We start from the raw sequence: 13950 nt of genomic DNA on the forward strand, positions 1-13950 counted from the left end.
GCGCTCAGGCCCGCACCCGCGTGAAGCGGTGCAGCAGCCAGGCCAACGGGATGGTCAGCGCCATCGTCGCGACGAAGAGGCCGAGCATCGAGCCGGTGTACACGTGGGCGCGGACGACGTAGACCATGGCGAATTCCATGGTGATCAGGTGGATGAGGAAGATTTCGTAGGAGATCTCCCCCAGCCACACCATCGGCCGCGTCGCCAGCAGCCGCCAGTACCAGCCCTGGTCACCCAGGGCCAGCGGCGCCACCGCGAGCGCGGCGATCACGGCGTAGAAGCAGGTCTTGAACAGGGCCTCGCTCAGCGTCGCCGGCGACGTGGTGGGCGCGCCGGCGATGGGAGTCGAGACGATGAAGTAGCAGATCGTGGCCAGCGGTATGGCCACGAACGCGTAGCCGCGCACGCCCATTGCCTGCAGCACGGCCAGCAGCATCCCGGCGAGGAACCAGGCCAGGTAGGTGGGCAGCCACAGTCGCGCGCCGTCCGGAAACCAGTGATCGGTGTGCACCAGGATCAGCCACGCCGGGCTGATCAGCGTCAGCGCGGCCAGCGCGGCCAGCAGTAACCTCGGCTGCCACCGCCGCCGGCAGACGAGCACCAGCAGCACATATGCCAGCAGCGGGAGTAGCACGTAGAAGGACGCTTCCACCGCGAGGCTCCACATCTGGGTCAGGCCCTGATGCAGGTATTTCCCCAGGTAGCCGTTGCAGTAGATCTGCGTCAGCGTCAGGTTGCGCACCAGGCCGAGCCACGTGTGCCCCGGGTTGGGTCCCGCCTCGCGGAAGTGGTACAGCACGTAGGCGAACAGCACGGTGACGACGTAGGCCGGCATGATGCGCCGAACCCGGTTCCGCGCATAGCGACTCAGCGACGGTGGCGGCCCGCCGGTGGCGGCGGACTTCAACCATGGGCGGAACAGCAGGAAGCCGGAGAGCACGAAGAAGATCGGCACGCCGATCTCCAGCCGGGAGCCGACCAGGCCCCAATAGCCGTGGGTGTACTTGCCGGTGGTGTAGGCCGCATGGGTGCCGACGACGAGAAGGGCTGCGACGGCGCGGATTCCGGTCAGGGAGGCGACCCGGTCGACGTGGGCGGTCTGTTCGAGTCCGCCCTGGGCGTCTTGTTCTTCGGACAGGGTCATCCGGTGTGTTTCCTGCGCGGCTTTCCGCCGTCCCGGCTGCGGGGCTTGGTCGCCGACCGGTCCGGCTGAAGGTTGATCAGCACCCCCGAAATGCGGGTGTGCTCGAGCTTTTTCAGGGTCGACTTGGGTAGCTTGGCCGGCAACTCCACCAGCGAGAAGTCCGGGCCGATCGCGATGTGGCCGAAATCGCTGCGATGCAGGCCGCCCTCGTTGGCGATGGCGCCGACAATCGAGCCGGGGCCGATCTTGTGCCGCTTGCCCACCGCGATGCGGTAGGTGGTGAAGGGTTTGGTCTGCCTGGGCTTTTCGGTACGCTCGCGATGTTCGGCGTGCCGCTCGCGTCGCTCGCGCGGCGGCTCCGGCGACATCAGGAATTCTTCGCCGTCGCGGGACTGTAGCGCCAGCGCCGCGGCTATGTCGGCCAATGGGACATCGTGCTCGCGTTCGTAGTCCTCGACCAGCTTGCGGAACAGATCGATTCCCGGACGGCCGAGCGCGGTGGTGATGGAATCGGCGAACTTCGCCACCCGCTGGGCATTGACGTCCTCGACGGTGGGCAGCTCGGCCTCGGTGAGCGTTTGCCGCGTCGCCTTCTCAATCGCTTTGAGCAGGTGGCGCTCTCGCGGGGAGACGAACAGCAGCGCGGTCCCCGAGCGCCCGGCCCGGCCGGTGCGTCCGATGCGGTGCACATAGGACTCGGTGTCGTGCGGGATGTCGTAATTGAGGACGTGCGATATCCGCTCCACGTCCAGCCCGCGCGCGGCCACGTCGGTGGCGACCAGGATGTCGATGCCACCGTCCTTCAGCGCGGCGACGGTCCGCTCCCGCTGGCCCTGAGGGATGTCGCCGTTGATGGCAGCCGCGGAAAACCCTCGGGCCCTTAGCTTTTCCGCGACTTCCTCGGTGGCCTGCTTGGTGCGCACGAAGACGATCATCGCCTCGAACGGCTCGACTTCCAGCACCCGGGTCAGCGCGTCCATCTTGCGCGGACCGGCGACCTGGATGTAGCGCTGTGAAATGTTCTCCGCGGTAGCGGTTTTCGCCTTGGTGGTGACCTCGAGCGGATCGTGCAGGTACTTGGTGGTGAGCTTGCGGATCGCCGCCGGCATCGTCGCCGAGAAGAGGGCGACCTGTTTGTACTCGGGGGTGTCGGCCAGGATGCGTTCGACGTCCTCGGCGAAGCCCATGGTGAGCATCTCGTCGGCCTCGTCGAGTACCAGGTAGTCGACGTGTGAGAGGTCAAGCGTCCCGCGTTCGAGATGGTCGATCACCCGGCCGGGGGTGCCGACCACCACCTGGGCGCCGCGCCGCAGCCCGGCCAGCTGAACCGTATAGGAGGAACCGCCGTAGATCGGCAGCACGTTGATCTTCGGCAGGTGGGCCCCGTAACGGCTGAACGCCTCGGCCACCTGCAGCGCCAGCTCCCGGGTGGGGGCCAGCACCAGCGCCTGAGTCGCCCTGCTGGTGGCGTCGATCTTGGACAGGATCGGGATCGCGAACGCCGCGGTCTTGCCGGTGCCGGTCTGCGCGAGGCCGACCACGTCCGAGCCCTCCATCAGCGCCGGAATCGTCGCCGCTTGGATGCCGGTGGGTGACTCGTAGCCGACGTCGGCGATCGCCCGCAGGACCGAGGGGTGGATCTGCAGGTCGGCAAACGTCGGAGAGGCAGCCTCAGGCGAGGTGTCCGGGAGGGTCATCGTCCAAGGAGTCTAGTGGTGATCGCGAGCTCAGCGGAGCTGAGCGCTGCGGGTCACCACCATCGGGCCCCGCGGTTTGGCCCCGTGATCATGAGCACAGCCGCGCCGGGCCCGGCCACGCCTGTCACAACGGCGCGCGCGATGACGGTACGGTGCGCGATGTGTGGTCGATACCCCGCCGTACCGAGCCACTGACCGGCTCGGCAGCTCTCGCGATGATCGCCTTGACGTTGACCGGCTGTGGTTCGGGAGACTCCACGGTCGCGAAGACGCCGCAGGCTACGACGACTACGGACACCCCGTCCATCACCGCCCCGGCTCAGCCTTCCGGCGCCGCCGCGCCACCCGGCAGCAACGCCGCGCCGGCGGACCCGTGCGCGGTCAACCTCGCCTCCCCCACGATCGCGAAGGTGGTCTCCGAGCTCCCGCGCGACCCGCGCAGCCAGCAAGGCTGGAACCCCGAGCCGCTGGCCGGCAACTACAACCAGTGCGCCCAGCTGTCGGCGGTGATCATCAAGGCGAACACCAACGCCGTCAACCCCACCACCCGGGCGGTGCTCTTCCACCTCGGGCAGTTCATCCCGCAGGGGGTGCCCGACACCTACGGGTTCAATGGCGTCGACGCGTCGCAGACCACCGGCGACACGGTGGCCCTGACCTACCCCAGCGGCATCAACGGGTTGAACACCGATGTGCGATTCCACTGGAACGGCAACGGCGTGGAGCTGATCGGTAACGCACCGGGTCACTGAGCCCGCCTTTCCGTCAGTCCCCTCACCTACAGTTGCTGCTGTGTTCGTCACCGGCGACAGCATCGTGTACAGCGCGTCGGACCTCGCCGCCGCAGCCCGCTGCGAGTACGCCCTGTTGCGGGATTTCGACGCGAAGCTGGGCTGGGGCCCCACCGCCACGGTCGAGGACGATCTGCTCGCGCGGACCGCTGTCCTCGGGAATGAGCACGAGCGACGCGAATTGGACCGGCTGCGCGAGCAGTTCGGCGATGGCGGCGTTGCGGTTATCGGCCGTCCGGCCTACACGCCCGCCGGCCTCGCGGCGGCCGCCGAGGCGACCCGGCGCGCCATCGCCGGCGGGGCGCCCGCGGTGTATCAGGCCGCCATGTTCGACGGCCGCTTCCTCGGCTTCGCCGACTTCTTGGTGCGAGACGGCGAGCAGTACCGAGTGATCGACACCAAGCTGGCCCGTTCGGCCAACGTCACCGCGCTGCTCCAGCTGGCCGCGTACGCCGACGCGCTGGCCGCATCCGGTGTGCCGGTGGCCACCGAGGCCGAACTGCACCTGGGCGACGGGACGGCGGCGCGCTACCGCGTCCGCGACCTCGTTCCGGTCTACCGCTCTCAGCGCGCCCGATTGCAGCGGCTCCTCGACGAGCACCACGCCGGGGGCGCCGCGGTTCGCTGGGATGACGAGGGCGTGGGCGCCTGTTTGCGTTGCCCGTTGTGCACCGAGCAGTTGCGGGCCACCGACGATCTGCTGCTGGTCGCCGGCATGCGAGTGGGCCAGCGGGACAGGTTGATCGACGCCGGAATCACCACGGTGTCCGAGCTCGCGCGGCACGCCGGCCCGGTGGCCGACATCTCGTCCGGCGCGATCGGCAAACTGACCGCTCAGGCGAGTCTTCAAGTCCGCCAACGCGAGACCGGCACGCCTCTTTTCGAGATCGTCGACCCGCAGCCGCTGACGCTGTTACCCGAACCGGACCCAGGCGACCTGTTCTTCGACTTCGAGGGCGACCCGCTGTGGACTGTCGACGGGCGGGAGTGGGGTCTGGAATACCTGTTCGGCGTCCTGGAAGCGGGGCCGGCCGGCACGTTCCGTCCGTTGTGGGCGCACAACCGGGTGGACGAACGCAAGGCGCTGACCGATTTCCTGGCGATGGTGGCCAAGCGCCGCAAGCGCCGGCCGAACATGCACATCTATCACTACGCGCCGTACGAGAAGACCGCGCTGCTGCGGCTCGCCGGCCGCTACGGGGTCGGCGAGGACCAGGTTGACGAACTGCTCCGCAGCGGAACACTCGTGGACCTTTACCCGTTGGTGCGCAAGAGTATTCGCGTGGGTGCGGAGTCGTTCAGCTTGAAGGCGCTGGAACCGCTCTATATGGGAGCGCAGCTGCGGGCCGGCGACGTGACCACGGCCACCGGTTCGATCACCTCCTACGCCCGGTACTGCGAACTTCAGGCCGACGGCCGCCCAGACGAGGCCGCCTCCGTGCTCAAGGAGATCGAGGACTACAACCACTACGACTGCCGCTCGACCCAGGAACTGCGTAACTGGTTGATGTTGCGCGCCTACGAATCCGGCGTCGTACCGGTCGGCGCCCAGCCCGTCCGGGGCGGCAACACCGTCGAGGACCGTGACCAGTTGGCGGTGACCTTGTCGGCGTTCACCGGTGACGCCGCCGTCGGTGAGCGCACGCCCGAGCAGACGGCGGTGGCACTGCTGGCCGCGGCGCGCGGCTACCACCGGCGCGAGGACAAACCGTTCTGGTGGGCCCACTTTGACCGGCTGAACTTCCCCGTCGAGGAGTGGGCGGACAACACGGACGTCTTCATCGCCGAGCACGCGTCCGTCAGCGTGGAGTGGAACACGCCGCCCCGCGCGCGCAAGCCGCAGCGACGGGTCCGATTGCGCGGCGAGCTGGCACGCGGGGAGTTGGTGGCCGACGTCTTCGCGCTCTACGACCCGCCGGCCCCGCCGGGGATGTCGGATGATCCCGACCGGCGGGCGGCCGGACGCGCCACCGTCGTCGAGGCCGACGATCCGGCGCTGCCCACCGAGGTGACCATCGTTGAGCGAGTGGGCAACGACGGCAAGCCATTTCACCAACTCCCGTTCGCGCTCACCCCGGGCCCGCCGATTCCGACGACCGTACTGCGCGAGTCGATCGAGGCGACGGCCGCCGCCGTGGCGGCCGGCTTGCCGCAGCTACCCCGCAACGCCATCGCCGACATCCTGCTGCGCCGCGCGCCCCGCACCCGCAGCGGGACCGCGCCCCCGCATGGCGCCGACACTGCGGCCGACATCGCCACCGCGGTGCGGGATTTGGATTCGTCGTACCTGGCGGTGCATGGACCGCCGGGCACCGGCAAAACGCATACCGCCGCCCGCGTGATCCAGCGCCTGGTCACCGACCACGGCTGGCGCGTCGGCGTCGTGGCGCAATCGCATGCCGCGGTGGAGAACCTGTTGGACTGCGTCATCGACGCCGGGCTGGAGCCGGTGCGGGTGGCGAAGAAACGCAACGACCACAGCGCCCCGCGCTGGCAGGAGATCGACGGCGGCGCTTACGCCGCATTCATCGCCGACACCGCGGGCTGCGTGGTGGGCGGAACCGCATGGGATTTCGCCAACGCCAATCGGGTCCCGCGCGCGAGCCTGGACCTGCTGGTGATCGACGAGGCGGGGCAATTCTGTCTGGCCAACACCGTCGCCGTGGCGCCGGCCGCGGCGAACCTGTTGCTGCTCGGTGACCCCCAGCAGCTGCCGCAGGTCAGCCAGGGAACCCATCCCGACCCGGTTGACACGTCCGCCCTCGACTGGCTGGTGGACGGCCAGCGCACGCTGCCCAACGAGCGGGGCTATTTCCTCGACCTCTCGTACCGGATGCACCCGGCGGTGTGCGCCGCGGTGTCCGCCCTGTCCTACGAGGGCAGGCTGCGTTCCCACGAGTGCAGCGCCGCCCGACGCCTCGCCGGCTACCGGCCCGGCGTGCGGACGCTCACCGTAGGGCACCACGGCAACTCGACGGAGAGCCCCGAGGAGGCCGACGCGATCGCCGCCGAGATCGATCGGCTGCTCGGCACACCGTGGACCGATGAGCAGGGCACCCGGCCCCTGACCGCTTCCGACGTGTTGGTGCTGGCGCCCTACAACGCCCAGGTGGCGCTGCTGCGCCGGCGGTTGGCCGCCGCCGGGCTCGGCGGGATCCGGGTTGGCACGGTCGACAAGTTCCAGGGCGGGCAGGCGCCGGTGGTGTTCATCTCGATGACGGCCTCTTCCGCGGACCTGGTGCCGCGCGGAATGTCGTTCCTGCTCAACAGGAACCGACTCAACGTAGCCATCAGCCGGGCCCAGTACGCGGCTGTCATCGTGCGCTCGGGGTCGCTGACCGAGTACCTGCCCAGCATGCCCGCGGGGCTGATCGACCTGGGCGCGTTTCTGGCGTTGACGCGGTCGACGTGACGACCGGCCCGGCCCTAGTTGCCGGACGAGTGGCGACCGGAGCCGGTCGGGTCGTCGTCGGCATCGCGGTGCCGGTGACCGCGCGCCGAGAGTTCGGTTACCGGACGGAAGCGCTGGCGGGTGTCGACATGGGAGCCGTTGTGCGCGAAACCGATTGGGCCACCGTTCGGAACGGGGTCGTCGCGCCGACTGTGCCATGCCGACGGCGGGCGCGGGCGCGCGGGCCGATCGGCCGGCGTCCCGGCACGGCTTTCCCGCCCGTTCGCCGCGCGCGATGCCGGGGCGGCCTCGGGTTCCCGAAGAAGGATGAATTCGACGTAGTCGTCGTCGTCATAGTCGTCGCCGACCAGGTCGCCCACCCCGGGTGGGCCGCCAGACATTGCCGACGGCGCGTAGCCGAGCAAGAACAAGGCGGCCACGATTCCGAACAGCGCGATGAACGCGGGCAACAGCACCGATTGCGACATGGCGGCCGCGAAGGGGTCGCGCAGGAATTCGGGCAGTTGCAACGTGGCGGGCGCCTCCTCGCCGACACCGCCGGACGGCTGCGGCGGCATCTCGGCGCCGATCCGTGCGGTCATGAACGCGGCCATGCCGGCGCTTCCGAGCACCGCGCCGAGCTGGCGGACCGAGTTGTACACGGCGGAGCCCGCGCCGGCCAGCCGAGAAGGCAGGTTGCGCGTCGCGGTGGCGGTCAGCGGCGACCACACGAACGCCATCCCGACGCCCGAAGCGAAGAAGGGCAACACCAGCCGCCAGATCGGCGTCGCCGGCGACATCTCGAAGGTGAGCCAGGTCAGTGCTATCGCCAGCACCGAGAAGCCGAACCCGAGGACCGGCCGTGGATGGTATTTGTCGACCATCCTGCCGACGAACGGCGCGAACACACCGTTGGCGATCGCCATCGGCGCGATCAGCAGGGCCGAGCGCGTCGGCGACAGCCCGCACACCGCCTGCGCGTAGAACGTCAGCGGCAGCATCATTGCCGTCGCGGCGAACGAAACGATGGCCACCCCGACGTTGCACAGGCCGAAGTCGCGGTCACGGAAGATCACCAGGGGAATCAGCGGCTCGTCGGTGTTCATCGACTGCCAGAACACGAACACCGTCATGAACCCGACTCCGGCGACCAGCATCGCCCAGATCCACGGTTGCCAGTGCGCGCCCTGGCCCTGTTGCAGCCCGAACACGATCAGGAACATCCCGGCGCCGGACAGCGCGACGCCGACCACGTCGAACCGGTGTGCCTGGGTGGGCAGCACCGGGACCAGCCAGTACGCCAGCGCAAGCCCGACCACGCCGATGGGGACGTTGACGAAGAAGATCCACTGCCAGCCCAGCCCGTCGACCAGCACGCCGCCGGCCAGCGGGCCCACCAGGCTGGCGACCCCGGCGGTGGCTCCCCACAGGCTTACCGCGACGCCGCGCCGCTCCGGCGGGAAGATCCGGGTGATCGTCGACAAGGTCTGCGGGGTGAGCACCCCGGCGCCGACACCCTGCACCACCCGGGCGGCGATCAGCATGGCGGCGCTGCCCGACAGGCCGCACCACACCGAGGCGACGGTGAACACCACCAGACCGATCAGGTACAGGTTTTTGGTCCCGAATCGGTCACCGAGCCGCCCGGCCACCAGCAGCACGACCGCATAACCCAGCAGGTAGGCGCTGGTCACCCAGACCACCGTGTCGTAGCCGATGTGCAACTTGGTCATGATCGTCGGGTTCGCGATGGCGACGATGGTCGAGTCGACCATGATCATGAAGAAGCCGATCATCATCGCCCAGAGCGCGTTCCAGGGCTTCTGGGATTGCGGTGAGTTCTGGGTGAGGAAGTTCCAGCGCTTGGTGAGGTGGGCTGGGTTCGGCGCCGCGCGCCGGGTTACGCCGGACGACGGAGGCGTCGCCGCGGTCATCTAGCCACCTCGTTTCAGCTTCCGTGGATGCCCGGCTGGACGGGGCCGGTCTGTCGGCGGCCCGGACCGTCACGGACATCCAGCCTGCATTATGGCCGCTGACGCGATTGAGGGCAGCGACGGACCCGATCCGGGGTACACCACGCGGAAGGTTTCGTGTTCGGTCGGCGTTCTGTGGGGCGCAGGTTAGCCTGGTAGGACGCCATTTGCAGGAGAGGCAAGATGCGGGCCCGACGGAAGCGGTCTTCGAACCGGTTTTTTAGCATGTCGCACGCGGAGCAGGCGCCGACGTCCACCAACGGCCGGCCCAAGACGTCCGCGCGGGCTTTGGCCCAGGTCATCGAGCGGAGCTCGCGGATCCAAGGACCGGCGGCCGAGGCCTATGTGTCCCGGCTGCGCAACGCGCACCCGAGCAGCAGCCCGGCCGACATCCTCACCAAGCTGCAGAAGCGCTACGTGGGCATGGTGACGGCCAGCGGCATGGCGGTGGGCGCGGCGGCGACGATCCCCGGCATCGGCACCTTGAGCGCACTGTCTGCCGCCGCGGCGGAAACGGTGACGTTCCTGGAGGCCACCGCGTTCTTCGTGTTGGCCGTCGCGGTGGTCTACGACATCCCCGCCGACCACCGGGAGCGCCGCCGGGCTTTGGTGCTGTCGGTGCTGGTCGGCGACAACAGTAAGGAAGCGGTCACCCAACTCTTCGGCCCGAGCCGCACCAACGGTGGCTGGATTTCCGAGAGCGTGGCCGCCGTGCCGCTGTCGTCGATGTCAGGGCTGAACTCGCGATTGTTCAAGTCGTGGGTCAAGCGGTACGCGCTGCGCCGCGGCGCCCTGGTGTTCGGCAAACTGCTCCCGGTGGGCATCGGGATCGTCGTCGGCGCCGTGGGCAACTACTTCGCGGGCAGGAAGATCGTCCGCAACGCCGACAGGGCGTTCGGCGCCCCGCCGGTGCGGTGGCCGCGCGCCCTGCATCTGGTGCCGCCGTTCCACGAAGCCGGCTAGCGCCCCTGGAACCCCCGTCTCCCTGGCGAATTGCTGGCGAAAGGTTAGCCTTTATAGGGCGGGAAACGTTGAGCATCGCCACTGCTGTGACATGCTCCACAATCCGGGGCCCGAGAAATGTACAGGCACCGCGCAACAGCTGCGTAAGCGCTTGCGAGACAGAGGAATTGAGGCGAACAGCGGTCGTGAGCAACATAAGTTCACCATTCGGGCAGAACGAATGGCTGGTCGAGGAGATGTACCGCAAGTTCCGCGATGATCCCTCGTCGGTGGATCCGAGCTGGCACGAGTTCCTGGTCGACTACAACCCCGAGCCGACCGGCGAATCGGCCTCGAGCGCCCCGGCCGCCGGCGACGGCCAGCCCGCCGCGAGCGCCCCGCAAGCAACACCCGCGCCGGTCGCCCAGCCGCCCGCCCAGACCGCGGCGCCGGCCCAACCCGCCGCCGGCAACGGGGCCGCCAGCGCCCCCGCGGCAGCACCGGCCAAAGCCAAAGCCCCGACTCCCCCGCCCGCGGAAGGCGACGAGCTGCAGACGCTGCGCGGCGCCGCGGCCGCCGTCGTCAAGAACATGTCAGCCTCGCTTGACGTGCCGACCGCCACCAGCGTCCGAGCCGTCCCGGCCAAGCTGATGATCGACAACCGGATCGTCATCAACAACCAGCTCAAGCGCACCCGCGGCGGCAAGATCTCCTTCACCCACCTGCTGGGCTACGCGCTGGTGCAGGCCATCAAGCAGTTCCCGAACATGAATCGGCACTACGCCGAGGTCGACGGCAAACCCACCGCGGTCACCCCGGCGCACACCAACCTGGGCCTGGCCATCGACCTGCAGGGCAAGGACGGCAAGCGTTCGCTGGTGGTGGCCGGCATCAAGGGTTGCGAAACGATGCGCTTCGCGGAATTCGTCTCCGCCTACGAGGACATCGTGCGCCGGGCCCGCGACGGCAAGCTGACCGCCGAAGACTTTGCCGGCGTGACGATTTCGCTGACCAACCCGGGCACCATCGGCACGGTGCACTCGGTGCCGCGGCTGATGGCCGGCCAGGGTGCCATCATCGGCGTCGGCGCGATGGAATACCCCGCCGAGTTCCAGGGCGCCAGCGAGGAGCGCATCGCCGAGCTGGGAATCGGCAAGCTGATCACGCTGACCTCGACGTATGATCACCGGATCATTCAGGGCGCGGAATCCGGTGACTTCCTGCGCACCATCCACGAGATGCTGCTGTCGGACGCGTTCTGGGACGACATCTTCCGCGAACTGGGCAACCCATACCTGCCGGTGCGGTGGAGCACCGACAACCCGGACTCGATCGTCGACAAGAACGCCCGGGTGATGGAGTTGATCGCTGCCTACCGCAACCGCGGCCACCTGATGGCCGACATCGACCCGCTGCGGTTGGACGGCAGCCGCTTCCGCAGCCACCCCGACCTGGAAATCCTCAACCACGGGCTGACGCTGTGGGATCTCGACCGGGTGTTCAAGGTCAACGGCTTTGCCGGCTGCGAGTACAAGAAGCTGCGCGACGTGCTGGGCTTGCTGCGCGACGCCTACTGCCGCCACATCGGCGTGGAATACACCCACATCCTCGAGCCCTCGCAGCAGGAGTGGCTGCAGCAGCGCGTCGAGACCAAACACGTCAAACCGACGGTGGCCGAGCAGAAATTCATCCTGAGCAAGCTGAACGCCGCCGAGGCGTTCGAGACGTTCTTGCAGACAAAATACGTTGGACAGAAACGGTTTTCGCTAGAAGGTGCGGAAAGCGTGATCCCGATGATGGACGCGGCGATCGACCAGTGCGCCGAGCACGGCCTCGACGAGGTGGTCATCGGGATGCCGCACCGCGGCCGGCTCAACGTGCTGGCCAACATCGTCGGCAAGCCGTACTCGCAGATCTTCAGCGAGTTCGAGGGGAACCTCAACCCGTCGCAGGCGCACGGCTCCGGTGACGTCAAGTACCACCTCGGCGCCACCGGCGTCTACCTGCAGATGTTCGGCGACAACGACATTCAGGTCTCTTTGACCGCCAACCCGTCGCACCTCGAGGCCGTGGACCCGGTGCTCGAGGGCCTCGTCCGGGCCAAGCAGGACCTGCTGAACCGCGGCGCCCACGACGACGGGGACGAGAAGGCCTTCTCCGTCGTGCCGATGATGCTGCACGGTGACGCCGCCTTCGCCGGCCAGGGCATCGTCGCCGAGACGCTGAACATGGCGGACCTGCCCGGTTACCGGGTCGGCGGCACGATCCACATCATCGTCAACAACCAGATCGGCTTCACCACCGCGCCGGAGTATTCGCGATCCAGCGAATACTGCACCGACGTCGCCAAGATGATCGGGGCGCCGATCTTCCACGTCAACGGCGACGACCCGGAAGCCTGCGTATGGGTGGCACAGCTGGCCGTCGACTTCCGCCAGAATTTCAAGAAGGACGTCATCATCGACATGCTGTGCTACCGCAAGCGCGGTCACAACGAAGGCGATGACCCGTCGATGACCAACCCCGCCATGTACGACGTCGTCGACATCAAGCGTGGGGTCCGCAAGAGCTACACCGAAGCCCTGATCGGCCGCGGCGACATCTCGCTGAAGGAGGCCGAGGACGCGTTGCGCGACTACCAGGGCCAGCTGGAACGGGTGTTCAACGAGGTCCGGGACCTGGAGAAGCACGGCGTCCAGCCGAGCGCATCCGTCGAGGCCGACCAGATGCTTCCCGCGGGACTGTCGACCGCGGTGGACAAGGCGTTGCTGTCCCGCATCGGTGACGCGTTCCTCGCCCTGCCGGAGGGCTTCAGCCCCCACCCGCGGGTGCAGCCGGTGCTGGAAAAGCGCCGGGAGATGGCCTACGAAGGCAAGATCGACTGGGCATTTGGCGAGCTGCTGGCGCTGGGTTCGCTGGTGGCCGAGGGCAAGCTGGTGCGGCTGTCCGGTCAGGACACCCGGCGCGGGACCTTCTCCCAGCGGCATTCCGTGATCATCGACCGCAACACCGGCGAAGAGTTCACCCCGCTGCAACTGCTGGCGACGAACACCGACGGGACGCCCACCGGCGGCAAGTTCCTGGTGTACGACTCACCGCTGTCGGAGTACGCCGCCGTCGGATTCGAGTACGGCTACACCGTGGGCAACCCGGACGCCCTGGTGCTGTGGGAGGCGCAGTTCGGCGACTTCGTCAACGGCGCGCAGTCGATCATCGACGAGTTCATCAGCTCCGGCGAGGCCAAGTGGGGCCAGCTGTCCAACGTGGTGCTGCTGCTCCCGCACGGCCACGAAGGCCAGGGCCCCGACCACACCTCCGGCCGCATCGAACGCTTCCTGCAGCTGTGGGCGGAGGGTTCGATGACCATCGCGGTGCCGTCGACGCCGTCGAACTATTTCCATCTCCTGCGCCGGCACGCCCTCGACGGAGTTCAGCGGCCGCTGATCGTCTTCACGCCGAAGTCGATGCTGCGCAATAAGGCCGCCGTCAGCGACGTCAGGGACTTCACCGAGATCAAGTTCCGATCCGTGCTCGAAGAGCCGACCTACGAGGACGGCATCGGTGACCGCACCAAGGTCACCAGGATCCTGCTGACCAGCGGCAAGATCTACTACGAGCTGGTGGCGCGCAAGGCCAAGGACAACCGGGACGACGTCGCGATCGTGCGCATCGAGCAGCTCGCCCCGCTGCCCAAGCGCCGGCTCAACGAAACGCTCGACCGCTACCCCGGCGCCAACGAGTTCTTCTGGGTGCAAGAGGAGCCGGCCAACCAGGGTGCGTGGCCGCGGTTCGGTCTCGAGCTCCCCGAACTGCTGCCCGACAAGCTGACCGGGCTCAAGCGGATCTCGCGCCGGGCCATGTCGGCCCCATCCTCGGGCTCGTCGAAGGTGCACGCGGTCGAACAGCAGGAGATCCTCGACACGGCGTTCCGCTAGACGGCGCGATCCCCGACCACCCACCGATACGAGTGACCGCCGGTACCGGCTAGCCTCGACGCAAACGAGCCGACAAG

General features: G+C 68.2%; 7 protein-coding genes. 4 read left to right on the forward strand and 3 right to left on the reverse strand.

What is annotated here, in order from left to right:
* Positions 1-4: 4 nt before the first annotated feature.
* Positions 5-1144: an acyltransferase family protein gene (locus tag H7J89_RS18850; RefSeq protein WP_264045446.1), complete on the reverse strand. Its 1140-nt coding sequence runs from the start codon at positions 1142-1144 to the stop codon at positions 5-7.
* Positions 1141-2841, reverse strand: a complete 1701-nt coding sequence (locus H7J89_RS18855; RefSeq protein WP_264045447.1) for a DEAD/DEAH box helicase — start codon at positions 2839-2841, stop codon at positions 1141-1143. The genes H7J89_RS18850 and H7J89_RS18855 overlap by 4 nt, the downstream gene beginning before the upstream one ends.
* A 152-nt stretch (positions 2842-2993) precedes the next feature.
* Between H7J89_RS18855 and H7J89_RS18860 the strand changes: the two genes are divergently transcribed.
* Both H7J89_RS18860 and H7J89_RS18865 read left to right on the forward strand, forming a co-directional pair.
* Positions 2994-3593 carry an LppP/LprE family lipoprotein gene (locus tag H7J89_RS18860; protein WP_372513801.1) on the forward strand — a complete coding sequence of 200 codons (600 nt, stop codon included), beginning with the start codon at positions 2994-2996 and terminating at the stop codon, positions 3591-3593.
* A 40-nt stretch (positions 3594-3633) separates the two neighbouring features.
* A complete protein-coding gene (locus H7J89_RS18865; protein ID WP_264045448.1) occupies positions 3634-7044 on the forward strand; it encodes a TM0106 family RecB-like putative nuclease in 3411 nt (1136 codons plus the stop codon).
* 14 nt (positions 7045-7058) lie between these two features.
* Here the strand turns inward: H7J89_RS18865 and H7J89_RS18870 are convergent, their stop codons facing one another.
* On the reverse strand, positions 7059-8957 hold the full coding sequence (locus H7J89_RS18870; RefSeq protein WP_264045449.1) for an MFS transporter: 1899 nt from the start codon (positions 8955-8957) through the stop codon (positions 7059-7061).
* A gap of 222 nt (positions 8958-9179) precedes the next feature.
* Here H7J89_RS18870 and H7J89_RS18875 point away from each other — a divergent pair, with 222 nt between their 5' ends.
* Both H7J89_RS18875 and H7J89_RS18880 read left to right on the forward strand, forming a co-directional pair.
* Positions 9180-9959 carry an EcsC family protein gene (locus H7J89_RS18875; protein WP_264045450.1) on the forward strand — a complete coding sequence of 260 codons (780 nt, stop codon included), beginning with the start codon at positions 9180-9182 and terminating at the stop codon, positions 9957-9959.
* Between the two features lie 185 nt (positions 9960-10144).
* Positions 10145-13873, forward strand: coding sequence for a multifunctional oxoglutarate decarboxylase/oxoglutarate dehydrogenase thiamine pyrophosphate-binding subunit/dihydrolipoyllysine-residue succinyltransferase subunit (locus H7J89_RS18880; RefSeq protein ID WP_264045451.1), 3729 nt, complete (start codon positions 10145-10147; stop codon positions 13871-13873).
* Positions 13874-13950: the final 77 nt, after the last annotated feature.

The organism is Mycobacterium paraffinicum, assembly GCF_025822865.1.
Classification (GTDB): Bacteria; Actinomycetota; Actinomycetes; order Mycobacteriales; family Mycobacteriaceae; genus Mycobacterium; species Mycobacterium paraffinicum.